This is a genomic window from Photobacterium sanguinicancri (assembly GCF_002265265.1).
GTDB lineage: Bacteria > Pseudomonadota > Gammaproteobacteria > Enterobacterales > Vibrionaceae > Photobacterium > Photobacterium sanguinicancri.
This window is the reverse complement of the sequence record NZ_NOIF01000067.1, coordinates 1-24405: the sequence shown is the minus strand read 5'-3', so window position 1 is coordinate 24405 and position 24405 is coordinate 1. Positions and strand designations below refer to the sequence as shown.

26 protein-coding genes and 1 riboswitch are annotated in these 24405 nt (G+C 43.8%); of the genes, 15 read left to right on the top strand and 11 right to left on the bottom strand.

The features are described 5' to 3' along the window. Positions 1-122: 122 nt before the first annotated feature. From ASV53_RS11870 to ASV53_RS11825, 10 genes are all read left to right on the top strand, one after another. Positions 123-521 (top strand): ATP synthase subunit I, encoded by a 399-nt coding sequence (locus tag ASV53_RS11870; protein ID WP_062688824.1) that lies wholly within the window; start codon positions 123-125, stop codon positions 519-521. A gap of 1 nt (position 522) precedes the next feature. Further along, entirely contained in the window at positions 523-1293 is a 771-nt protein-coding gene (gene atpB, locus ASV53_RS11865) for a F0F1 ATP synthase subunit A (RefSeq protein ID WP_094955753.1), read from the top strand. A gap of 49 nt (positions 1294-1342) precedes the next feature. After that, positions 1343-1579: a F0F1 ATP synthase subunit C gene (gene atpE, locus ASV53_RS11860; protein WP_004730405.1), complete on the top strand. Its 237-nt coding sequence runs from the start codon at positions 1343-1345 to the stop codon at positions 1577-1579. A 52-nt stretch (positions 1580-1631) separates the two neighbouring features. After that, positions 1632-2102 carry a F0F1 ATP synthase subunit B gene (locus tag ASV53_RS11855; RefSeq protein ID WP_062688828.1) on the top strand — a complete coding sequence of 157 codons (471 nt, stop codon included), beginning with the start codon at positions 1632-1634 and terminating at the stop codon, positions 2100-2102. Positions 2103-2115: 13 nt separating this feature from the next. Continuing rightward, positions 2116-2664 carry a F0F1 ATP synthase subunit delta gene (locus ASV53_RS11850; protein WP_094955752.1) on the top strand — a complete coding sequence of 183 codons (549 nt, stop codon included), beginning with the start codon at positions 2116-2118 and terminating at the stop codon, positions 2662-2664. Between the two features lie 13 nt (positions 2665-2677). Then, positions 2678-4219, top strand: a complete 1542-nt coding sequence (atpA, locus tag ASV53_RS11845) for a F0F1 ATP synthase subunit alpha (protein WP_062688831.1) — start codon at positions 2678-2680, stop codon at positions 4217-4219. Positions 4220-4272: 53 nt separating this feature from the next. Further along, on the top strand, positions 4273-5148 hold the full coding sequence (atpG, locus tag ASV53_RS11840) for a F0F1 ATP synthase subunit gamma (RefSeq protein WP_094955751.1): 876 nt from the start codon (positions 4273-4275) through the stop codon (positions 5146-5148). Between the two features lie 74 nt (positions 5149-5222). Further along, positions 5223-6608, top strand: a complete 1386-nt coding sequence (atpD, locus tag ASV53_RS11835) for a F0F1 ATP synthase subunit beta (protein ID WP_094955750.1) — start codon at positions 5223-5225, stop codon at positions 6606-6608. 10 nt (positions 6609-6618) lie between these two features. Continuing rightward, the gene (locus ASV53_RS11830) at positions 6619-7062 is read left to right on the top strand and encodes a F0F1 ATP synthase subunit epsilon (RefSeq protein ID WP_062688833.1); all 444 of its coding nucleotides are present in this window, start codon (positions 6619-6621) and stop codon (positions 7060-7062) included. Between the two features lie 215 nt (positions 7063-7277). After that, entirely contained in the window at positions 7278-7664 is a 387-nt protein-coding gene (locus ASV53_RS11825) for a thiol-disulfide oxidoreductase DCC family protein (RefSeq protein WP_094955749.1), read from the top strand. Positions 7665-7693: 29 nt separating this feature from the next. Here ASV53_RS11825 and ASV53_RS11820 read toward each other — a convergent pair whose 3' ends face one another. Then, on the bottom strand, positions 7694-8551 hold the full coding sequence (locus ASV53_RS11820) for a helix-turn-helix transcriptional regulator (RefSeq protein WP_094955748.1): 858 nt from the start codon (positions 8549-8551) through the stop codon (positions 7694-7696). Positions 8552-8777: 226 nt separating this feature from the next. Here ASV53_RS11820 and ASV53_RS25460 point away from each other — a divergent pair, with 226 nt between their 5' ends. Then, positions 8778-8951 carry a hypothetical protein gene (locus ASV53_RS25460; RefSeq protein WP_189337802.1) on the top strand — a complete coding sequence of 58 codons (174 nt, stop codon included), beginning with the start codon at positions 8778-8780 and terminating at the stop codon, positions 8949-8951. A gap of 137 nt (positions 8952-9088) precedes the next feature. On the opposite strand, the gene ASV53_RS11815 is transcribed toward ASV53_RS25460, so the two are convergent. The 4 genes from ASV53_RS11815 to ASV53_RS25455 all read right to left on the bottom strand — a co-directional run bounded on the left by ASV53_RS11815 (position 9089) and on the right by ASV53_RS25455 (position 12551). Then, positions 9089-9802, bottom strand: coding sequence for an HAD family hydrolase (locus ASV53_RS11815; RefSeq protein ID WP_094955747.1), 714 nt, complete (start codon positions 9800-9802; stop codon positions 9089-9091). A gap of 222 nt (positions 9803-10024) precedes the next feature. Then, the gene (locus ASV53_RS11810) at positions 10025-11197 is read right to left on the bottom strand and encodes a MerR family transcriptional regulator (RefSeq protein WP_094955746.1); all 1173 of its coding nucleotides are present in this window, start codon (positions 11195-11197) and stop codon (positions 10025-10027) included. A gap of 194 nt (positions 11198-11391) precedes the next feature. Next, complete coding sequence (locus ASV53_RS11805; protein WP_189337801.1) at positions 11392-11976, bottom strand: GNAT family N-acetyltransferase; 585 nt, start codon at positions 11974-11976, stop codon at positions 11392-11394. A 416-nt stretch (positions 11977-12392) separates the two neighbouring features. Continuing rightward, positions 12393-12551, bottom strand: a complete 159-nt coding sequence (locus ASV53_RS25455) for a hypothetical protein (protein WP_189337800.1) — start codon at positions 12549-12551, stop codon at positions 12393-12395. Positions 12552-12957: 406 nt separating this feature from the next. Here ASV53_RS25455 and htpX point away from each other — a divergent pair, with 406 nt between their 5' ends. After that, the gene (gene htpX, locus ASV53_RS11800) at positions 12958-13836 is read left to right on the top strand and encodes a protease HtpX (protein ID WP_062688843.1); all 879 of its coding nucleotides are present in this window, start codon (positions 12958-12960) and stop codon (positions 13834-13836) included. Positions 13837-14349: 513 nt separating this feature from the next. Here the strand turns inward: htpX and ASV53_RS11795 are convergent. From ASV53_RS11795 to ASV53_RS25450, 3 genes are all read right to left on the bottom strand, one after another. Then, the gene (locus ASV53_RS11795; RefSeq protein WP_062690374.1) at positions 14350-15936 is read right to left on the bottom strand and encodes a Na+/H+ antiporter NhaC family protein; all 1587 of its coding nucleotides are present in this window, start codon (positions 15934-15936) and stop codon (positions 14350-14352) included. A gap of 85 nt (positions 15937-16021) precedes the next feature. Then, positions 16022-16193: riboswitch (Lysine riboswitch) on the bottom strand. Between the two features lie 318 nt (positions 16194-16511). Beyond that, positions 16512-17717: an MFS transporter gene (locus ASV53_RS11790; RefSeq protein ID WP_094955745.1), complete on the bottom strand. Its 1206-nt coding sequence runs from the start codon at positions 17715-17717 to the stop codon at positions 16512-16514. Beyond that, a complete protein-coding gene (locus tag ASV53_RS25450; protein ID WP_164488547.1) occupies positions 17717-17884 on the bottom strand; it encodes a hypothetical protein in 168 nt (55 codons plus the stop codon). Before ASV53_RS25450 ends, ASV53_RS11790 begins: the two co-directional genes overlap by 1 nt. A gap of 481 nt (positions 17885-18365) precedes the next feature. Between ASV53_RS25450 and ASV53_RS11785 the strand changes: the two genes are divergently transcribed. Next, positions 18366-19265 (top strand): DMT family transporter, encoded by a 900-nt coding sequence (locus ASV53_RS11785; RefSeq protein ID WP_094955744.1) that lies wholly within the window; start codon positions 18366-18368, stop codon positions 19263-19265. A 55-nt stretch (positions 19266-19320) separates the two neighbouring features. On the opposite strand, the gene ASV53_RS11780 is transcribed toward ASV53_RS11785, so the two are convergent. Then, positions 19321-20184, bottom strand: a complete 864-nt coding sequence (locus ASV53_RS11780; RefSeq protein WP_189337799.1) for a bestrophin-like domain — start codon at positions 20182-20184, stop codon at positions 19321-19323. Between the two features lie 208 nt (positions 20185-20392). Then, positions 20393-22090, bottom strand: a complete 1698-nt coding sequence (locus ASV53_RS11775) for an L-lactate permease (protein ID WP_094955742.1) — start codon at positions 22088-22090, stop codon at positions 20393-20395. A 157-nt stretch (positions 22091-22247) separates the two neighbouring features. Between ASV53_RS11775 and ASV53_RS11770 the strand changes: the two genes are divergently transcribed. Continuing rightward, complete coding sequence (locus tag ASV53_RS11770) at positions 22248-23150, top strand: LysR family transcriptional regulator (RefSeq protein ID WP_094955741.1); 903 nt, start codon at positions 22248-22250, stop codon at positions 23148-23150. Between the two features lie 49 nt (positions 23151-23199). Here the strand turns inward: ASV53_RS11770 and ASV53_RS11765 are convergent, their stop codons facing one another. Next, positions 23200-23622, bottom strand: a complete 423-nt coding sequence (locus ASV53_RS11765; protein ID WP_083540912.1) for a YcgJ family protein — start codon at positions 23620-23622, stop codon at positions 23200-23202. A 204-nt stretch (positions 23623-23826) separates the two neighbouring features. Here ASV53_RS11765 and ASV53_RS11760 point away from each other — a divergent pair, with 204 nt between their 5' ends. Beyond that, the gene (locus tag ASV53_RS11760; protein WP_094955740.1) at positions 23827-24213 is read left to right on the top strand and encodes a DUF805 domain-containing protein; all 387 of its coding nucleotides are present in this window, start codon (positions 23827-23829) and stop codon (positions 24211-24213) included. The last annotated feature ends 192 nt before the right edge of the window (positions 24214-24405 follow it).

Genomic DNA, 24405 nt, shown 5'->3' with positions numbered 1-24405 from the left:
AATCTTTATGTTAGTTTAAAAAAACACTTTGGGTTTTATTTATTATTGCGTCAGTTATTTTGTATCTGATGATATTTGGGAGGTGGTTAGCTAAATATTAATTAACGTAAGAGGATATATCTATGGAAAGTTACTCCCCGGGTTCAGATATTATTTCTGTTGTGAAATCATTATTGCTAGCACAATCAATTGTTGGTGCTGCTGTGATTTTATATCAAATAGTGTCGGGAGATTCCCTGAGTGTTGAGTCAGCATTAATTGGCGTTGCTGTTGCTGTTGTTCCCTCTTTATTAGGTTTGCTTGCTGTTGCAGTAAAAGTTAAGCGTAATAACAGAAGTCACATCAGTGAATTAGCATGGTTTAATGAGTCGATCAAATTGACGTACACCGCTGTATTGATGTTGTTGGTCTCTAGGTTTATAGAAATCAATGAGATAGTAATGCTTATCGCTTACTCTCTGACTTATATGGGAAGTTGTTTAACCCCTATACTTAACAAACCTCAATTTAGGATGACGTAAGGTGGAAATAGTTACTTCTGCTCATGAATATATTGAGCACCATCTGACATTTCTCACGGCAGGCGAAGGATTCTGGAGTATTAACTTAGACTCCATGTTCATGGTTTGGGTGTTAGGTTTAACTTTTATTGGTGTGTTTAGGTATGTTGCAACTAAAGGAACAAGTGGTGTTCCTGGTAGGCTGCAATGTTTTATTGAAATCACATTTGAATTTGTTAATAACCTAGTAAAAGAAATATTTAAAACAGAAGATAAATTAATAGGTCCTCTTTCATTAACCATATTCGTATGGGTGTTCTTAATGAATGCTATTGACTTGCTCCCTGTAGACTTTGTGCCAATGATTGCACGTATTCTGGGTTTTGAGCATTTCAGAGACCTACCATCAGCTGATATAAATGTTCCTGTGTCGATGGCGCTTGGTGTATTCATTCTTATTATTGGATATACGCTTAAAAATAAAGGTTTAGTTGGGTTTATTAAAGAACTAACAACACAACCTTTTGCTCATCCACTGTTGTATCCAGTGAACTTTGTTTTGGAATTAGTAACACTGATCTCCAAACCTATTTCACTTGGTTTACGGTTGTTTGGAAATATGTATGCAGGTGAGATGATTTTTATTCTTATCGCATTAATGCCTTGGTGGATGCAATGGGCACTGAGTGTGCCGTGGGCTCTGTTCCACATCTTAATCGTGTTCTTGCAGGCTTTCATTTTCATGGTACTGACAATTGTTTACCTGGGAATGGCAGTAGAAGAGCAACATTGATTTTATTTTCTTTAGTTTCATTTTTTCACAATTAGATTCGGAGTTATTCATGGATATTGTTAGTGCGGTTCTTTACGTTGCGGGTGCACTGCTTATTGGTTTAGGTGCTGCGGGTGCAGCAAGCGGTATCGGTAACTTGGCCGGTAAATATCTTGAAGGTGTGGCACGTCAACCTGATTTGACCCCAATGCTACGTACTCAGTTCTTCATCATGATGGGTCTGGTGGATGCGGTACCAATGATCGGTGTAGGTATTGGTCTGTACATCATCTTTGCTGTGGCATAAGTCATTCAACCACTCTTTTAAACAACATTGGGTTACCAAAAGTGAGGATGGAATGAACTTAAATGCCACCATGCTAGGACAGGCACTGTCATTCGTGATTTTTGTCTGGCTTTGTATGAAATATGTTTGGCCTCCTTTGACTGCATTACTTGATGAGCGCCAGCGAGTTATCGCCGAAGGGCTGTCTCATACCGAGTATGCGGCGAAAGAGCTACAAATGGCAAAAGCCAATGGCGCCAAATTACTTGATGATGCTAAACAGCAAGTCAGTAGTTTAGTTGAACAAGGTAATAAACGTCGTACGCAGATCATCGAAGATGCCAAGCTCGAAGCGGAGCAAGAAAAAGCACGCATTATTGCCGCTGGGCAAACTGAGCTGGAAAGTGAGCGTAATCGTATTCGCGAAGAACTTCGCCACGAAATGACAGCCTTGGTGATTGAAAGTGCAGAGAAGCTGATTAACCGTCAGCTAGACACAGACACTAACCGAGCATTGGTCAATAAGATCATTACCGATCTGTAATAAGGGGCTAAGAATGTCTGATTCACAAACCATTGCTTACCCCTACGCAAAAGCAGCGTTTGATTATGCTCGCGATGCGGATCAACTAGAAGCTTGGGAAAACATGCTGGTGGTGATGAAAGAAGTCGCCGAAGCGCCAATTGTTGCCAGCCAGATTGAAGCACTCGATATGCTTGGCCCAGATGCTCACGATGCATTTAACCAGTCTTTTCTGGCTATCTGCGATGGTCTCATTGACGAGCACGGGCAGAATTTGGTCAAGCTAATGGCAGAGAACGGCAGGTTAGCGGTATTGCCTCAGGTTACTGAGCTTTACCAGACGTTCAAGTCTGATTTTGAACGCACTGTCGAGGCTTGTGTTGTTACGGCTGAACCATTGGATGAGCAGCAAGCAAAGAGCTTGAGCCAAGCTCTGGAGCGGAAGTTGAACCGCACTGTTTCTCTGACTTGCCAGGTTGATAAATCGCTGGTTGGGGGAATTAAGATCACTGCTGGTGAACTGGTGATTGATGGCTCGCTGAAAAGCGCTATTGATCGACTTGCGATCCGCCTAGAGGTGTAATTAGGTACTAGATATGCAATTAAATTCAAATGAAATCAGCGATCTAATAAGACAACGGATCGCCACCTTTAACGTAGCCAGTCAGGCACGTAACGAAGGCACAATTATCTCTGTCAGCGACGGTATCATCACTATTAATGGCCTTGCGGATGTAATGCAAGGTGAGATGATCGAATTACCGGGTGGCCGTTATGCACTTGCATTAAACCTTGAGCGCCATTCTGTCGGTGCTGTTGTTATGGGCCCTTATGCTGATCTTGCAGAAGGCATGACAGTAAAAGGTACAGGCCGTATTCTTGAAGTACCCGTCGGCAAGGGGTTACTTGGCCGAGTTGTGAATACGCTAGGTCAACCCATCGATGGCAAAGGCGCGATTGAAAGCGACGGTTTTGCTCCGGTAGAAATTATTGCTCCTGGTGTAATCGATCGTAAGTCGGTTGATCAACCTATTCAAACGGGCTACAAAGCGGTTGACTCCATGGTGCCTATTGGCCGTGGTCAGCGTGAATTGATCATCGGTGACCGCCAAACAGGTAAAACAGCGATGGCGATTGATGCCATCATCAACCAGAAAGATTCTGGTATCTACTCGGTTTATGTTGCTATTGGTCAGAAGGCATCAACCATTGCTAACGTAGTACGCAAGCTTGAAGAAAACGATGCATTACAAAATACCATTGTTGTAGTGGCATCTGCATCAGAAGCGGCAGCACTGCAATACCTGGCGCCGTATGCAGGTTGTACTATGGGTGAGTACTTCCGTGACCGCGGTGAAGATGCACTTATTGTTTACGATGACTTGTCTAAACAGGCTGTTGCTTACCGTCAAATTTCACTATTGCTTAAGCGTCCACCTGGCCGTGAAGCCTTCCCTGGTGATGTGTTCTATCTTCACTCTCGTTTGCTAGAACGTGCCGCTCGCGTTAACGCAGACTATGTTACTCATTTCACTAATGGTGAAGTCACTGGACAGACGGGGTCATTAACCGCGTTGCCAATCATCGAAACGCAAGCTGGTGACGTATCTGCATTCGTTCCAACTAACGTTATCTCCATCACTGATGGTCAGATCTTCCTACAGACGCACTTGTTCAATGCAGGCTTACGCCCAGCGGTTGACCCAGGTATCTCGGTATCTCGCGTAGGTGGTGCTGCTCAAACCAAGATCATCAAGAAATTGTCTGGTGGTATCCGTACCGCGCTAGCGCAATACCGCGAATTGGCAGCCTTTGCTCAGTTCTCATCTGATTTGGATGATGCAACCCGCAAGCAGCTGGATCACGGTGAGAAAGTGACAGAACTGATGAAGCAGAAGCAGTATTCACCAATGTCAGTTGCTGAGCAGGCACTAGCCATCTTTGCTGCCGAAAAAGGCTATCTCAATGGTATTTCATTGGCGAAGGTTGGTGAGTTTGAAGAAGAGTTAATGGCTTTTGCTAAGAGCACTCAAGCTGAGTTACTCACTTCAATCAATGCATCGGGTAACTATAACGATGAGATTGAAGCCAGTCTGCACAACCTGTTGAAGACCTTCATGGATACCCAGTCGTTTTGATCGTCAGGGTAAGCCGCTCAGCGGTGTAGCAACAAGGTAGACAGGAGCGAAAAATGGCAAACGCAAAAGAAATTCGCACCAAGATCGGTAGTGTTCAAAACACCCAAAAGATCACCAGTGCGATGGAAATGGTTGCCGCGAGCAAAATGCGTAAGGTGCAAGACAACATGGTGTTGACGCGCCCTTATGCAGACAACATGCGTAAGGTGATCAGCCACGTTGTTTCAGGCTCGCTGGAGTACAAGCATCCATATCTTGAAGAACGCGAGATTAAGCGGGTCGCATACATCATTATTTCTTCTGATCGAGGATTGTGTGGTGGTTTGAATAACAACCTGTTTAAGAAAGTACTGGTCGAGATGCAGCAGTGGCGAGAAAAAGGGGTAGAAGTTGATACTTCTCTGATTGGCTCGAAAGCCATCTCTTTCTTCCACCGCATCGGCAATGTTGTTGCTCAGACCTCGGGTCTGGGTGACAAGCCTAAGTTGGAAGATGTACTTGGTCCAGTAAAAGCCATGCTGGAACATTACGACGAAGGCAGAATTGATCGCTTACACCTAGTGTACAACGAATTCGTCAACACCATGGTGCAAAAGCCGCAGGTTGTACAGTTACTGCCTCGGCCTGAGTTGGCACAAGCCGATAATGCGGATAGTAAAAAGTCGGCAGGTCGTTGGGACTATATCTATGAACAAGATCCCAAGGCGTTACTGGATGAACTAATGCTGCGTTATATCGAATCGCAGGTCTATCAGGGAACAGTAGAAAGTTGTGCGTGTGAGCAAGCAGCCCGAATGGTAGCAATGAAAGCGGCCACCGATAACGCAGGCGCCCTGATTAATGATCTTCAGTTGGTATACAACAAAGCTCGACAGGCAGCGATCACTCAAGAGTTGAGTGAGATAGTGTCTGGTGCCCAGGCCGTGTAATACCAAGCTAACTAAGTAAGAGTCTGAACACTTACTTACTCCGATTGGTATAAATGAATTTCCGAGGATAACAAATGAGTACGGGAAAAATTGTTAAAGTCATCGGCGCGGTCGTTGACGTAGAGTTTAGCCAAAGCAGCGTACCACGTGTGTACGATGCGCTGAATATTATTGATGGCGATCACGCCTCGCTAGTGCTGGAAGTCCAGCAGCAAATTGGTAGTGGTGTTGTACGTTGTATTGCAATGGGTTCATCAGACGGTTTGCGTCGCGGCTTAACTGTTGAAAACAGTGGTTCACCAATCTCGGTTCCAGTTGGTGAAGCAACGTTAGGGCGGATCATGAACGTGCTAGGCACACCGATTGATGAATGCGGTGAGATAGGCGAAGAAGTGACTTACGCCATTCACCGTGACGCGCCTTCGTATGAAGATCAGGCCAATAGCGCTGAACTGCTTGAAACCGGCGTGAAAGTTATCGACTTGATCTGTCCGTTTGCGAAAGGCGGTAAGATCGGCCTATTCGGTGGTGCGGGTGTGGGTAAAACCGTCAACATGATGGAGCTTATCAACAACATCGCAAAAGCACACTCAGGTTTGTCTGTGTTCACTGGTGTAGGGGAGCGTACCCGTGAAGGTAACGACTTCTATTACGAGATGAAAGAGGCGGGCGTACTCGACAAAGTAGCCATGGTTTACGGCCAAATGAACGAGCCTCCAGGTAACCGCCTACGTGTTGCTTTAACGGGTTTGACCATCGCTGAGCGTTTCCGTGATGAAGGCCGTGATGTGTTGTTGTTTATCGATAACATTTACCGTTACACCTTGGCGGGTACAGAAGTATCGGCACTGTTAGGTCGTATGCCATCAGCGGTAGGTTACCAACCTACGTTGGCTGAAGAGATGGGTGTACTGCAAGAGCGTATCACTTCGACTAAGAAAGGTTCGATCACCTCGATCCAAGCGGTATATGTACCTGCGGATGACTTAACGGATCCATCACCAGCAACCACCTTCGCGCACTTAGATGCCACGGTTGTACTGTCACGTAACATTGCGGCGCTTGGTTTATACCCTGCGATTGATCCGCTTGATTCTACCTCACGTCAGCTTGATCCGCTGATTGTAGGTCAGGAGCATTATCAAGTTGCTCGTGGTGTACAAACTGTATTGCAACGTTACAAAGAGCTCAAAGATATTATCGCCATTCTAGGGATGGACGAATTGTCTGAAGAAGATAAACAAACTGTTTCTCGTGCTCGTAAAATTGAACGTTTCTTAACTCAGCCTTACCACGTTGCTGAAGTGTTTACGGGTCAGACTGGGGTGTTCGTTTCTCTTAAAGAAACTATCGAAGGCTTCAAAGGGCTGCTAAGCGGCGAGTATGACGATATTCCGGAGCAGGCATTCCTGTACTGCGGCAGTATCGATCAAGTAATTGAAAAAGCGAAGCAAGTATAGAGAGGAAGTTATGGCAATTGGCGTTACTAACAATACGTTCCAGCTCAACATTGTGAGTGCCGAAGGCCCACTGTTTTCTGGTCCAGCCCATGCGCTGGCGATTGCAGGGTTCGATGGTGAGTTAGGTATTCGCCCGGGCCACTCTCCTTTGCTGAGTGGGATCAAACCAGGTGTGGCGAGTTTCGTTACCGGTCTAAAGGATCCTGAAGAAATCCTTTATATCTCGGGTGGGATTGTTGAAGTACAACCTTCAGTAGTAACCGTGTTGGCTGATACAGCTATGCACGGGAAGGATATCAACAAAGCCCGCGCGGACGAGGCACGCCGTGCAGCAGAAGAGAACATTGTTAAGCATGCTAACGATGTGAACTTCGCACAGGCGCAAATGGATTTGGCAAAAGCAATGGCGCAACTTCGTGCTGTTGAATTAAGCCAGAAACAGAGGCGCCGATAGACCGATATTGCAGTCTGGACACGGATTACCGACCGCTGTCCAGATTGAAATACGGTTTCAGAAAAGCTAATTAAATTTCATTTCCAGAGTTGTCTTGCCCCGTTCAGTGATGAGTTCGGGGCCTTTTTTTTGCGTGGAATTAATCGAGCTGATGATCTAAAGGTGTTTAACTGCGTACACTAGGGTATAGGTTACCCATAGCGACGAAATTTGTAATGACCAAACTAACGGTATTTTATGATGGCACATGCCCGCTTTGTTCAAAAGAAATGGCGGCTTTAGCTGCAAGAGACAAACAGCATTTCATTCAGACCGTGGATATCTACAGTGACGCCTTCAGTGCTTACCCACAAATAGATGCGAATGCAGCCAATACAGTGCTACACGCGTTAGATGATAAAGGGCGGTTATTACTGGGGTTAGATGTCACATACCGTGCATGGCAACTCGTCGGGCGAGGCTGGTTATACGCACCGTTACGTTGGCCTCTCATTAAGCCACTAGCCGATCGTTTTTACCTGTACTTTGCTAGAAACAGATACCGATTTTCATACTGGTTAACCGGTAAATCGCGTTGTGATAGTGGGACATGTTCACGGTAATCAACTTCGGATTGAATCACGTTAGTTTATTAACTTCTTTTCATCGCCGCCCGATAAGCCGTCGGCGTAACATGCTTGTATGCTTTGAACTGACGGTTAAAATTTGCTTGGTTATCGTAGCCTACTTTTTGGATAATGATATTTATCGGTAAACTGGTATTCATCAGTAGATCGCAGGCGACATTTAGCCTGATCTTCTTTAAGTGTTGGCTGAAGCTTTCCTTGTAGTGCTTTTGATACAACCTTCGAACGCTACTCTCACTGATATATAAATGTTCAGCCAGATCGTTAACGGCAATATCATTTGCAAAGTTTTGCATCAAAAATGCCTCGGCTCTACCAATACGCTCACTTATTCTTTCGTCTTCATCAACGGGTGCCACAACATTAATGAGCTGCTGCGCTTGTTTATCTTCAAGCAGCAGTGAGAACAATGAAAATAGTGTGGTGAGTTGTTGGTGAGGTGGCAGTTCAATTACACCTTCTAACAATTGTGTTGCGCGCTCTGTTGTATCTGTCGAAAACTGTATGCCGTGGCTAGCATTTGAGAGTAACCGTTTTAATGGTTCTAGCTCGTGGCAACAAGCGATGAGTTGATGAACCCATTCTTTACGAAACCAAATAACATGCGTCTCACACTGAGTATGCTCCCCATCGGCGTTGGAATAAATCGCATGAGGGAGATCTGGGCCGATAAATACCATGTGATTATGGTTAATCTCATTTTGGTGGTGGCCGACAAAGCAGCTACCTGAAAAATGACGATGAATGGCGAGTTCGTACTCTTTGTGTCGGTGCCAACCATAGCTTTTAGTGCCTTCAACGATCTTTCGGTATCGCCAAGAGGCACAAATTCGTTGCGGCACTTTTTCAAGGTATCCCTTCATCGCTTAGTTCTCACTACTTAGTCTTCACTGCTTAGTTCTCACGGCTTAGTCTTCATTACTTCGTATCACTCATGTTTGCTTGGTGATTTTTTAGTATTGAAATTATACCTAAAATAAAGTTTGGATGTTCTTGTTGCGCGAAAAGTACTGCTATTTGCTCGTTGAATACTCTTGCTGTGAGTTGAGGTCCATATACTTTCAATGTCCACCACATTGGAGAACTAAGATGACATCACTTAAACAAAAAATAGAACAGCTTATCGCTATTAATCGTCAACAATGGCTTGCAGAGTGTGTTTATCGGTATGGGTTAAAAAGCACAGATATGTGGCGACTATATGGCTACGCTTCTTATGACGATTATCGGAAAGATTTAGCGCGAAGTTTACAGCAAAAATAATACCTCAATATCCCCCCGCTTATGATAAACAGGGGGCTTTAATCAGTATTCGTTCATATTCAGCAGCCACTGTAGTGGTCAACTAAAATTGGCCGCTTCGCTCTTGTATATTCAGAGGAGATTGTAAATAGTGGTAGCTATAATGAATACTGTTCACAAAGAGTGGTTAATTCCGTTGGCGTGTGAATAATGAAATCTGGTTGAGTAGCCCAACGTTCAGGTGTTGCACCACTGTAGGTTACGGCAACAGCAATAACGCGCGCGTTTTCGCCCAATGCAGTATGTATATTTCTGGCAAACTGCACATCAGCTTCATGGTCGCCAATATACATAATGGTTTTGCTTTCAGGGTTATCGAATAGCTGGTTCAAACACAGCAAGCCACTTTCTGGTGATGGTTTTTGCCCTGTACTAGACACATCATCGTAGCCAATAACGGCTTTAAAGTAAGAGTCGACTTGCGCTGTATTCAATACATTAACGATGTTGTTTGAAGCATTTTGCGAACAGATACCATGCGGGATCGAGGCTAAATCTTTAATAGTACTGTCTACGTCAGAGAACAGTTGGACTGGCGTCGTGTTGCTCAGTTGATGCTCCGACCATAACGAACCTGCCACTAACATTTCAGATTCAGTCATACCGTAATAACGAACATACAGATCTTGCCAGTTTTTAGCTGCATGGTTTACTTGATGATAGGCAACTTCACTTTGGAGGCATTCTGGCAGGTTGTCTCCCGTTAGGTGGGGTGCAACAATGGATAAAATGTGTTTAGTAATATCTATATTTTTGGGTACTGAGTTTACGAGTGTTCCGTCATAATCCCAAAGGATGGCATCTAGCTTCATTTGTTTTCTCGTACTTTGATACCCAGTCGCGCAAACGGCTAGGTGTTGTTCTGTTGTGCAGTAAATATAACGGAAAATGTAAGTTGAAACAGGCTTAAAACGTCGATGCAGGGAAACAGTGAGTTGATTGCTTTATTCAGAATATAAGCGAAATTATTTGAGTTTGTTAGAGGGGGAACTCACACCATGACACTATTGAAATGGATGTGAATAGGCAAATAATTAGCGTCGCTTTCTTAATATAAACATCTGGTAGCCAAATTGGCCAAGGTAATTGGTGTAGATGTTATTTTCTTTACTAATATCTTCAAGCGCGACAGAATCAGGCATTTCATCTCTAAGTGCTTCCACACGAGCCTTGAGCGGTTCATAGTAGTTTTGCCATGCTTTTTTACTGAGTGTGAAGTGCTCGATGACGTCAAAACCTGCGGTATTGATTTGTGCTAATCGTGTCGCTATTGGCTGCATATCTGGGTATTCTTTCTGCCAGAAATTGATCGCTTCTTCATTAGGTGTATCGGTTAACCAGACTAAGTCACTGAGCATCATGAACCCATCATCGATAAGCAGTGGTTTCCATTGAGAAAGAGCATTGGTCGTACCCATAATATACGCGCTCCCCTCAGCCCAAATTAAGTCAAAGCTTGCAGGAGCAAAGGGAAGCTCTGTCATGCTGGCTGAAACTGTGGTTAGTCGAGATACTAAGTCCATTGCCTTGAAACGCTCTGAAAGCTTCTCTAACGCAGAATCTTCATTATCAACAACAGTAATTGATGCATCTGTATTATTTGCCAATACGGTGGTGGCTAGCCCTTTGCCACAACCGATTTCAAGAATGTTTTTAGGCTGATCAGGTAATATAGATAACGCTTGAAGCGTTTCACTGTCGTTGCCTGGCCCCCAGCGTTCAAGTGTTTCAAAGACCTTCATAAAGTCGGCCATGTAAGTGTCGTGTTCGTTCATGTCTTTTGATAACCATTTCAATCGCAAAGCTTCTTTTTCAGTAAAACCTTGCTTAATTAACCAGTCTAAGTGTGCATCAGGCGCGACTTTATCGATGTTCTCATGCCATGCTTTTAGGTCACCTTCACCCAGTAATGCGGCGAGTAATTGACGAGACTGCTGCTTTCGCGCAATCTCTCTATCCAATTCTTGTAAGCGATTTTTAAGCAGCTGACGATCCACTTTTGCTTCTAAGCACGCTTTACATTCTTTGAGTGTTAACCCACCAGATTGCAGTTGCTGAATAAGGCGGATCCGCTGTAAATCTTTATCGCTGTACACGCGATAACCGTTGTCGAGGCGATGCCCCTTAATGAGTTGTTGTTTCTCATAATAGAGTAGAGCAGTGCGTGACAAGCCCACTTGTTCTGCGAGTTCTGAAATTCGATACACTGTTTGTCTCCACACGATTGTTTGAATCAAGGCACTGTAAACTGTAAAGCTATAGACAGGTCAATACTAATAGTCGAACTAATTTATTGATGGTGAGGTGAAAAGCATAGAAGATCGTGAATTGGGTGGGAGATAGAGCCACATCATCACGGAAGCGTAATGATGTGAACGATATTTGTTAGGCTTTTACGTTGCTAGTTTTTAGCAAAAAAATCAACTTTTGTCATACCGTAATGCAGGCGATCAACAAAGCCGTTTTCAACTTTGTAGTAATCTTTTTGGCAGCCTTCGCGGTTGAAACCGCATTTCTCTAACGTTTTGTACGAGCCTACATTACTGGCATAACAGTCAGCTGTTACTTTGTGAGCGTTAAGCTCGTTAAATGCAAGTGCTGTTAAGTATTGTGCGGCTTGAGTGGCAATGCCTTGTCCCCAAGCATGCTCTGCTAGCTGGTAACCAACTTCAAAATTGCCTTCTAAGAACATCACCGACGGCAGTCCTGCCATGCCCATGTATGTGCCTTTCGTGTTACGAATAACGACGGTGAGTTGTTCTGGCCATTCACCTGCAGCTATTGCACTTTCGGTGTTTTCTATAATTGGACCAAAGAAACCTTCATAAACTTCAACGGGCGCAGGGGCAAAAAATAGGTATTCGTTTACCGCTGGATTCCCAAGCATATCGATAATGTCAGGTAAGTCGCTTTGGGTAATTAATGACATATTCAGCGTTGACGTTAACGCAACAGGCTGACCTTTTTTAAGAGATAGAGTAGACAATGTTGTAAACCTTATAATTGGAATTATACCAAGCTCATCGATTATCAAATCATTCTTGCTTTTCCTGCGCAATGTCTGACTAGCTAATCCATGGAATGGATATTACAAGGTGATGATAGTGAAGAGTGCGTAAGACTGATTGAATATTTCCGACACTTTTATGAGATGTAATACCAATCTAGCAAAGTAACTGTTCGTCTTTGCTGGTTAAAACCACTTACTTATCCCGATTGGTATAACGATCGTACGAGAAAGGCTTTTCTTGGTGAGTAGGATCTTTGGGTAGCGATGTTTTGAGTGGCGATGAATTAAAAGTAGGGTGTGTAGGTCGGCATTAGAAAGGAAGCAAGAAACAAAAATCCCCCGCGAGTGACAGGGGATTCATCTGAGCAAGCTATAACGTTGAAGAACAGATTTTAGTCTTGAGTTAAACCAATAAGTGCTTCTTGTGTTGAAGATAGCTGTTGTGTGCTCGACTGATCTAAACCAAGTTCTTTGTGCGCTTCATCTGCAGTCATGCCCAGATGGCAGCGAAGGATATCAATTGCAACTTGGTAATTCTCTTGGTCTGCCATTTTTCCTCCTTGATAGATATGACATTCGTTCTATATGTTATCGACAATAGCTAACTAGCATGATCTATGCAATACGACTAAGGTCTTATACTAATAAAAAAACACTTTGTTCAGCATTTAATCAGCCAGAGTAGTTAATTTGTAACTTAGTCTTAATAGCTATTGTTGTATAGAAAACTCTTTCTATACAATAGACTAGCGATCATCGGTTAGATGCGAAATGTATATTAGCTAACGAAAAGTAACAATTTGCTACTTTCACTTGTAATCACTTTGATCGACCATACTATATAGATAACTCGTTAAATGCTTTTTACGTATACACCGATACAGTGTGTCTACAGATGTAATGGCATATTAGCAATAAAGCTGTTGAAGCTTCTTTTTATTGGAGATAACTAAAAATATGAAGCGTATTGCATTGTTTTTGGCAACCAACCTTGCCGTTATGTTGGTATTCAGTGTCGTCTTGAACATTGTTTATGCTGTCACAGGTATGCAGCCGGGCAGTCTTTCTGGCTTGCTTGTTATGGCGGCACTATTTGGTTTTGGTGGCTCGCTGTTCTCTCTATTCATGTCGAAGAAGATGGCGTTGCGTTCAGTGGGCGGTGCAGTAATTGAACACCCTCGCAATGAAACTGAACATTGGCTAATTGAAACCGTTTCTCGCCAAGCACAAAAAGCGGGCATCGGTATGCCAACGGTAGCGATTTACGACTCTGCTGACATCAATGCTTTTGCGACAGGTGCAAAGCGCGATGATTCATTGGTTGCGGTATCAACAGGTTTGATGCACAGCATGACACGTGATGAAGCTGAAGCTGTACTAGCGCACGAAATCAGCCACATTGCGAATGGCGATATGGTGACGATGACCTTGATGCAAGGTGTAGTGAATACCTTTGTTATTTTCGTCTCTCGTTTAGTTGCTGGTGCTATCAGTGGCGTAAACAGTAACGATGAAGAGGGCGAGGGTGGTAGCTACATGACTTACTTTATCGTCTCTTCTATCATGGAAGTATTGTTCGGCTTCTTGGCGAGCATCTTGACCATGTGGTACAGCCGTCACCGTGAATTTAAAGCGGATGCAGGTTCGGCTCACCTAGTAGGTAAACAAAAGATGATTGCCGCGCTAGAGCGTTTAAAAATGAGCCAAGAGCCACAGCTTGAAGGCTCTATGATGGCGTTTGGTATTAACGGTAAGAAGTCACTGTCTGAGCTATTCATGACACACCCACCGTTAGAAAAACGTATCGACGCACTACGCCGTGGTGAGCACCTTTAATCGGTAATTGATTAAGAGTTAGCTCTCGGAATATTGAAGCTACGCAGCTAGTAATAGAAGCGCGTAACACGTACAAATCGAATGCCAGTCAGTTTTGCTGATTGGCATTTTTTGTTGCTGAAGATTTGATAATCTGACTTCCTGACTTCCTGACTTCCTGACTTCCTGACTTCCTGACTTCCTGACTTCGAAGGGATAATTAAATCTATCGTAGTTATGATAGGTAACGCTTAATGGGATACTAAGCCAGCTAAGTAATTTATCGTTTTTGCTGGTTAAAACACGCCCCTGACAATCGGGTTATAAATTTTGTAAGTCGAATAACGAACTACAAAATCTACGCTTTATTCTATGTGTCTTTTTCTACGTAACATCGATTAAGCAGAAAACTGCACACTGACTTATCTGAGTTGATATTGATGAGGGAGCCACAATATCGATATAAAAAAAGAGCAAAGCCATTATAGCTTTGCTCTTCTATTTCAACCGTGGATAGCGTTGAGGGTAACTCGCTTAGTTTGTAACAGGTTCACTCGCCATCGCAGGTTGTACTTTGCGCATTGCAAAAATACAGAAACCTAAGAACCAGATACCACTGACGGCCAGACCTGCCCACGCAGAATGAGTGTACCCAATTGCTAAGTAGCCTAGTAGTGCGCCAAATGCGACAGAGCAGGCGTATGGAAGCTGAGTCAGCACATGATCCATATGGTGGCAGCCTGCACCTGTTGCAGACAGAATACTGGTACTTGAGATTGGCGAACTGTGATCCCCAAATACCGCACCTGCTAGTACAGCAGACAGCATAGGTAGTAGCATCGCAATGTCACTTGCTGCTGCAATATCACCTGCGAGTGGCAGCATGATACCGAACGTACCCCAACTTGTACCTGTCGCAAACGCCATTGCACAAGATAAAACGAATACCAGCGCCGGTAACAATTCGATAGGTAAATTACCATTAGCCATAGACGCTAAGTAAATACCTGTTTGCATGTCGCGAACAACAGCACCAATAGTCCAAGCGAAGAATAAAATAACAATGGCAGGCATCATCGCAGAGATACCTTGAGGTGCAGCTTTAAGCCACGTACTTGCGCTCATTTTCAAGCGTAGTGCCAAACCAACTGAAACCACTAAACTACAAATCGCACCGTAAACCAGTGATGAACCAACATTGGTATTTTCAAATGAACCAATAACGCTAAATGCGCGGCCATTTGCGGCAAGTACTTCAGCGCCAGATTGCACCATAAAGAAAACAGTCGCAGCGGTTAGTGTGAAGATAGGCAATACCATATCAATCATGCCGCCTTTAGCATCTTCAGGTACTTCTACGTCTAGGCCTGCAGGTTTACCTTGTGATTCGTCCCAAAGCTGACCTTCTAGTGCTCTTGCTTCGTGCTTACGCATTGGGCCAATGTCTAACTGGAAGAAAATAACGCATATCACCATAACAAGGGTGAACACGGCGTATAAGTTCATTGGCATCATTTCTACAAACGCAGCGATAGGGCTTTGGTCTGTTACGTTATGTGCAACCATAATGCCACCGACAAGTGCGATGATATAAGCACCCCAAGATGAAATAGGCATCAAAACACAAACAGGAGCGGCAGTAGAGTCGAGTAGGTAAGCAAGTTTAGCGCGGGAGATTTTGAAGCGGTCTGTCACTGGGCGGCAAATAGCACCAACGGAAAGGCTATGGAAGAAATCATCAATAAAGAAAACAAACACCATTAAACCCGTTAGCGACTTAGCACTGCGGCGGTCTTTACAGCGAACCGAAGCCCAATCGGCAAAAGCTTGCGTCGCACCAGAAACACTCATTAAGCTAATCAGCGCACCAAGCAATAACATGAAAATAATCATATTTACATTGTCGCCGTTTAGCGTGCCGTCACTCCATACGATGGCTAAGACTTTGCCGACTAAATAGTGAAGGGTGTCTAGCGGCGAATAATGGTTAAGCATTAATGCACCAGCTGCGATACCTGTGCCGAGAGATAGCAAAACACGACGCGTGGAAACAGCAAGGATGACCGCTATCATAGCGGGCAGTACGGACCAAAGAGAGTCCGAAAAATCAAAAAGGTTCATGATCTCAGTTCACCTACAACATATAAGGTGGAGATCTACCGAAAGGACGAGTAACTAAGAAGCATAATAACGATCACTTGTTACCCCTTCTGGCAGCGCTCCATAGTAAAAACCTATGGCAGTTCTGTACCTATTCGGCACAGACCCAGCGACTGAGGTTGATAGTCACAGTCACTTCGGCGCTGGCTCCTTTCTCCGGCATCAAAGGAATCACCCTCCACTCGGATACTTTTAGGCAGCGCGCCTCTACTTTAGGGTTGGCAAACTCCATTATACCAATGAAATGCCTAGTGTTTGTATTATATGTGGTTGAATATTTTAGTCATCAAATAATCCGCTTTATTCACAGTTAAATGCAATTTTTTTGATTGTGATGATAAACATATCAAATAGATGATTGAGGATTGTTCGTTTTGTGAATGTCTCAGGTACTTTTTAGCAACAAAGTGTGCGCAGAGTTGTTGTTAGGCGGAAGTGATAAAATGGAGGGTGAACGTAGGGAAATATTGGCTGAATAAATTATTATGCAGCCAAGTGCTTACTGTTGTGCTATCTGAAAGCTTTATTACTACAGATTAACTGTACGCCGCCTTCAAGCGAGTAACTGGTTTGCAGTTGATTGGAAGGTGAAGTAATGCCGCAATGAAAGCCAGCACTACAGTCGACCACCAAATAGGTTCATACGAACCGTAGTAATCGTAAATTCGACCACCGACCCAAGCACCTAAGAAGCTACCCACTTGGTGTGTAAAGAAAACTAAACCGTATAAGGTTGATAAGTAGCGCGCGCCGAAGATCTGACGAACTAAGCCAGAGGTTAACGGCACTGTACCTAACCAACAAAAACCAATCGCACCACCAAATATAGCTGCGGTGTGCTCAGTCACAGGTAAAGTAACAAAGGCTGCAATAACCACAGTACGAACAAGGTACAGCGAAGTCATGACATAACGTTTGTCAAACTTATCGCCCATTACGCCCCAAAAATACGACCCGAAGATATTAAAAATACCTACATAGGCCAATGCCATAGCGGCAATATTGCCGGGTAAGCCTTTATCGGCCAAATAGCTAGGTAAGTGGGTGGCAATAAACATCACATGAAAACCACATACGAAGAAACCCGCATGAATTAGCCAATAGCCCTTGTGGTTGAAGGCTTCAGACAAGGCTTGTTTCAGTGTTTGTGGATCTTCAACAACGCCTTTACTGTTAGCACTTTCTGTTTTCATAAAGCTTGCGAATGCGATCATTAAGCAGCAAGCCAAAGCAAAAATTTGTAATGCGGTTTGCCAGTCAAAATGTGTCAGTAGCGATTGTGCACCAGGGATAACCGCAAACATACCAAACGAACCCGCAGAGGTGGTTAGGCCAAATGCTTTTGCTGTGTGTTCAGCAGGTACTACGCGTGCAATAGCCCCAAGTACGATCACATAGCTGGTTGCGCTTAAACCAAGGCCGATCAACATGCCAATAGTGACATAGAGCATGCTTGGCTCAGTCGCGATTGACGTTAGGTACAGTCCTGCACCATAGGCAACAGCCCCAAGCATAATAATGCGTCGTGGTCCCCAGCGATCCGATGCCATGCCAATAAAAGGTTGGAACATGCCAAATAACAGGTTTTGTAGGGCAATCGCAAAGCTGAAGAACTCACGGCCAGTTTGAAATGTATCTGAGATTGGCATCATGAAGATACCAAAAGATTGCCTAATCCCAAGGCTAAAAATTAATGTCCCTATTCCCATCCATACTAAAAGTGGAAAACGAAAAATACTCATTAATGGTGCTCTGTATGTGAATCCGAATTTGATTGATGACAACCAGCATGGACAGCATGCTGCGCGAGTGCATCTAACAAAGGCTGACAATGATGAACGCCAATAAGGGTAATGATGAGCAGTAAAACCATACGGCTTAACTGCGCAAAAAGTGATTGTGAAAACATCAGTGCCTCATACGCGAAATTGCGAGGCGCGGATATTAAAGAAACCTAGTTAATGAAACAAATGAATAAAAATCAGGAAGGTTATGCATAAATTGCATGAAATATGAGAGGTTAACTTCCGTGTAAAATAAAGATGGTTTCTTCAACGTTTACCTGTCTAATTGTTGAAAAATCGGACTGTTGAGTCAAGCGGTTTGAAGCCGCAACGATGCAAAATATCGGTATCTTCAGTATGAACCGGATGAAGAGGTATGTCGCTGGAGGATGTGTTTTGAAAGTTTATTCACAAGAAGGTTTTTTCTGACATCTAAGCTGGTTATAGGTATTTTGGCAATCAGAATTAACATTCAGGAGTATAAAGTGTGATGATCTTTGTGATAAATCACTCGGTTCATCGTGAAACTAATCGTTTTTTTGCAAAATCATCATACAATGCGCGTTATTCCTCATTGCTCCATTTTTGTTTAAGATAAATCATTAAATGACCCTCGAAAGACGTGCTGAGTTCTTACTCCTCTTTACAACATTTTGCGCTTCCGCTGGCTGGATCTTTTCGAAAGAAGTGATTCAAGGTTTGCCACCATTTGGCTTTATGGGGTTACGTTTTTTTACTGCCTCACTGATCCTACTTCCTTTTTGTTTCAAGCATTTTAAAACGGTTGCACTTGGCGATGTCCTGCGCTCTATGTCGGTAGGTTGTTTGCTCGGTGGTGCATTATTGTGCTGGATTTATGCAATTTCAATCAGCGATACCTTAGGGGAAGGGGCTTTTATTATGAGCCTGTCGGTATTGCTTGCACCGTTAGTGGCGTGGGTACTCTTTAAGCACAAGCCTGTCCGTGAGTTTTGGTTGTCGTTACCGTTTGCCATTGTCGGTTTAATGCTGTTATCACTTTCACAAGGCTGGCAAGGATCTATAAGCCAATTGTGGTTCTTACTTGCTGCCTTCTTTTTGGCATTGCATTTTAACTTTAATAGTCGCTTTGCTCAGCGTATGCCTGTAATGCTACTAACATGCATTCAATTGTTCGTGACAGGTCTGCTAGGACTAATTCTATCGTTATTTGTTGAAACTTGGCCAACGACGATCCCACCGACGATTTGGGGGTGGTTTGCATTAAGCGTGTTGTTTGCTACCAGCTTACGTTACCTAACTCAAACCATGGGTCAACAACGGGTCACGGCAGCCAATGCTGCGATCATCATGATCTTGGAGCCGATTTGGACGGTGCTATTGAGCATTTTATGGTACAAAGAAGCGATGCCTGCCGCTAAGGTAATAGGCTGTACAATGATCCTGTTTTCTTTGCTGCTGTACCGTGGTTTATCTAACCCTAAAATTCGAGCATTTCTTAAACGCTCTGATCTTCATTCGTCCTAGTGTTGGCTAGTCGCATGGCTGCTTAGTGTGATAGTTTTTTTTGCTTTGCAGTGTATTAGCGTTCACGCTGATAAGGCGTCGCTTGCATGGATTTGACCTCGGGCAAGCGACGGTCATTGGGATCATCCGTGCGATTTTTCAGCAATTTATATTCATTCTCTATCGAATGCAGGACTTGCTTAAACGGTTGGTTGCCAACGGTTAAGCTGGTTTGGAAGGGCTGTGAGTAAATTAAAATAGCGTACATTACCATGCCCGTTGCAGCACCATATGCAGATAGATAAAACATGCTGATCTTGGTTTGTTTAAAATAGCTCATAGGGATCAGTGCTAAGAAAAATAACCCAATAACCATGACCCAAAATAAAGGCGGTAGATCATCGTCGTAGTCAAACAAACGTTGCATGCGTAGCCGTTCTATCTCATCTAGCAGGCTGTCTATTTCTGTGGTTGTTTCAACAATGTCAGGGTTACGAGGAATAGCATCAAGCAAACGTCGTAAATCATACAGAGCATGATCAGCGGTAAGGTTACTTGCTAATGGATCTTTAGCTACCCAATCTTCTTCAATCACGGCATAGACATAGTTTGCGAGTGTCGCGATGCTAGAGAGGGCATGTTCACTGGGGAGTTCTTCCCCCAAATCTTCCAAGACCAAAGAGATCACCATTGCCTCTTGATCAATTGATTCGCGTAATTCGTTGTATTCAGAAAAAACAGAATTGAATGCCAGCGCAAGAATGAATGCCTGAATGGCGCCTAGACGTGTGGATAGCGTTGAGCAAAGTTGGGCATTTTCATCGGTACGGGCGGGATGAACAGCATAGTGGATAATGGTGGTGAATAGCACTGCAATTAGTGCGGAAATACTGATAACGGTGGCTAAGCCAACGAAAGTAGGAAGCGATTCTATCACCACATCAATTCCTTATGTGCACAAGGTGATTACAGTATAGCTGGCGACACTTTGTCTGCGTGTCTTGGATGATAGACACGGCTGGAATATGGCAGGAAAAAGGCTTAATCAGTGGTAAAAAAATAAGCCAAGAAGTCCTTTTCTTGGCTTATTTTATCGTTAATCTATTTTAGGTTGAGATCAGATCTTAAGCTGGTATTAACGACTATCGTTAATGAGCCAATATCAGCGGATCGCTAATATTGAAGCCATAAATGATGACTAAGCCGATAATACCCGTCATAACAAGGTAGTAGAAAGTTGGGATAATCGTTTTACGCAATGTTGCGCCTTCACGGCCTAGCAAGCCAACCGTAGCTGATGCGGCAACCACATTGTGAATCGCAATCATATTACCCGCCGCTGCACCTACTGCTTGCAAGGCAACAACAGCCGCACTTGAGATACTTAACGTTTGTGCCACTTCAAATTGGAATTGGCTGAACATCATGTTAGATACGGTATTAGAACCTGCGATGAATGCGCCTAATGCGCCTATGGTCGCGCTAAGGGCAGGGAAGAACTCACCGACTAAGCCAGATGCAAAGTTCGCAGTGGTTACTGGCATGCTGGCTAAATCAGCACCATTGACGCCAGAGTTAATGAAAATACGTACCATAGGGATAGTAAAAATCAGTACAAAACCAGCGCCAATCAGGGTTTTACTTGATTCGCCAAAAGCTTTAAATAATGGGCTGACTTGGCGTGATTGCAGCAATACCGCAAGCAGCGCAACAAACACTAGAATCCCACCCGGTAAGTATAGCGGCTGGATTGCAGCACTGATCCCAGACTCACCTAAGATATTACTCAACGAGAAGCTGACATCGGTCAACATACCTTTGAAGTCTTTACTTACGCGACTAGCAACCAATATTACAGCTAACAGTACATAAGGTGCCCATGCCAGCGCCAGGCTCATCGGCTTACCCGTTGTCTCTTTGATTTCAATTTTGAGAGAACCTAACCACTCTGCTGGCCATTTGTCTTCACTTTCAAAATCCCACTTTGACTTAGGTACTAAAAAGCCTTTTTTCGCCGCAGTTACCACAATGGCCAATCCCACTAAGCCACCAATCAAAGATGGGAACTCTGGGCCAAGTAATGCACCTGTTAATGCGTAAGGAATAGTAAAAGCTAAACCTGCAAAAATAGCGAATGGTAGAATATCTAGCCCTTCAGTCCAGCTTCTGTTTTTACCAAAAAAGCGCGTTAGCATCATCGCCATAAGCACAGGTATTAATGTGCCAACACAGGCGTGGATTAATGCAACGTTCGTGGTGATTTGCTGTAAGTACACATCCCACGTTGAGCCATTAGCCACTAATGTTTCTGTGATGTTATGAGTATCTAGCCCTTTATTGACACCTACGATGATAGGTGTTCCGACAGCACCAAAAGAAACGGGGGTTGATTGGATCATCATGCCCATTAGTACGGCAGCAAGGGCTGGGAAACCAATGGCAACCAATAGCGGTGCCGCAATGGCTGCTGGAGTACCAAAGCCTGATGCGCCTTCAATGAAGGATCCAAAACACCATGCAATGATAATGGCTTGAACACGGCGGTCGGTAGAGATATCGGTAAAACCATTACGAATAGTTGTGATAGCGCCGGTGTGCTTTAAAGTGTTTAACAAGAAGATGGCACCGAACACTATCCACAACACCGCAATGGTGATCATTAAGCCTTGGATACTGGATGCCAATACACGGTTGGCAGACATATCCCAACCGAATAAGGCAATAATAACCGTTAGACCAAAGGCGACAGGCATAGCATGTTTTGCTGGCCAGTTAAGGCCAACCAGTAAGATAGCGGCGAGCACTATCGGCGAAAAGGCGAGTAAAGCGAGTAGGGTATCAGTCATTAGAGTACATCCTTCGTACAGCCGTTTTGTTTTAACGTTAGAGTAATATTATTGTTGTGTTTGTGTGGATTATGTAAATCAAATGTGACGGTACTCCTTTCATTTTTCTTAATATAGGGGAATAATGAAAAAGATTATTTCCAAAAGTTGATAAATCATGGTTAAAACAGATGACTTGATCCTGTTTGCACAGGTTGTGGAGCTCGGCTCTTTTAGTCGAGTAGCAGAGCAAAACAGCCTTACAAACTCAGTTGTTAGCAAGCGGATAGCGCGATTAGAGGAAAGCCTTGGAGTACAACTTTTGTACCGAAGTACACGAAAGTTAACGGTGAGTGAGGCTGGAAAATTACTTTATCAAGGTGCTAAAAATGTGAAGCAGGCAGCGGTAGAGGCAATAGATACTGTGGCAGGGTTTGGTGAAAAAGTGACTGGACATGTGAAAATGTCAGTGCCTACTATCTCGGGAGACCTACTTTTAGCAGATGCAGTTGCGGATTTTTGCGTGCAAAATCCGGGGATGACAGTGGATATGTCGCTTGATAATAAGTTTGTGGATTTGATTGATGATGGTTTTGACTTAGTGATCAGAACCGGTCACCTCGAAGACTCCAACCTAATTGCACGCCATATTCTAGATTCGCAATGGGTAATATGCGCGGCACCTGCCTATATTAGCCGAAACGGAAAACCGCAGCATCCCGAGGATTTAGTGAACCATAATTGCTTACAGTATGCTTACCAAACAACAGGTGCAGCGGAGTGGTTGTTTAAAAGAGATAGCGGTAATTATATCGTGCGGATCAGTGGTAACTTCTCAACCAATAACGCGGGAGCATTACGTAAAGCAGCCTTAGGCGGTCACGGTATTGCTTATGTACCAAGGTGTTTGGTGTATCACGATTTGATGAAAGGGGATTTAATGGATTTATTCCCTAAGCAAGTTGGTAAGCGGCTAGGCATTTATGCAGTTTACCCGTTCACTCGCCAACCACCGCAAAAAATCAGGTTACTAATAGAGCATATTCGTGCGCGTTATCTCGTTATTGGCCACTATTTTTAATGCATCATTAGTGGCTCGCTTTCATGCTATGAGTCGCGAGCTTACCGTATTATTTTTCTTCGGCGAATAAGGTATCAGTAAAGGGGATTTGTTTGGTCTCGCTATAGCGATCATCAAAACAGGCACGCTCGGCAGAATCACAATAAACCTTGTTACTAAATGAAAAGCGGCTACTGTCGAAGTTGTCGCTTCCGCCAACCTCTTCTATCATTTTTAGCATCTTATTCTGTGCATCGTCACCTAAGTAAGATTGGGTAAAAGCCATTGAAATACCAAATCCATCGACACAGAACCCTGCTTTTTCATCACAAATAATGCCTTGCTCAGGGGAAAATATCCCAGCAGCTAATGTTGTTACTGTCGTTGGCTTCTCTAGTTCAGGTGCTGGTGGGCTGGTTGCAAAGGTAAGGTGCGTAAAGTAAGCCGCGCCAAAAACGAAGGAATATCGGACTAAGTGCTTGATAAACTGCATTGCATTGCCTTATTTGTGAAGAGCATGTCCATTTAGCTTATCGTAAATCGGGTAGAATGCTGTCTCTAATATGCGTTGATGTTGTCTTGTTTAGCTATATTGCATTCTTACATTTCAACGATTTATTTAGCGACTTCATAACGTCTGTTTTATGCTAACAATTAATAAAGCAAGATATAGCAGCAAATATTAAGAGGAAGGTCTATGAGCTGGTATTTACACGTTTTAAAGAATTATGCTGTTTTCAAAGGAAGAGCTCGTCGAAAAGAGTATTGGTATTTCTTCTTAGTTAACCTTGTGATTGCATTATGTTTAGCTGTGGTAGATAACCTACTTCATACACCAGGATCTGCTGATGGAGCGGGTATTTTGGGCTCTATCTATTCTTTTGCTGTGATGATCCCAACAATCGCTGTTGGCGTAAGACGTTTGCATGATACAGGTCGGGTTGGCTGGTGGATGTTTATTGTGATTATTCCTGTTATTGGTGCACTTGTATTGCTGTACTTTTTCGTTAAAGACAGCGAGGCGCAGTCTAACGAGTATGGTCCAAATCCTAAGCAGATTGAAGATGCCCAATTTAGTGGTTAGACGACATTAGCGACTGTAATGCGACAAAAAAGGCAGACTCAAGGTCTGCCTTTTGTTGTTGTGCGCCGAGCATGGTGTCAACCTAGGAGGTGAAAGTCCTCTACGTGCCTTGTCGAGCAGGAAGCGTTAGCCTATGCAAGGGTGTCCATCGTGAGGTGGAATCTGAAGGAAGCAAATGGCAAAACATAGCTT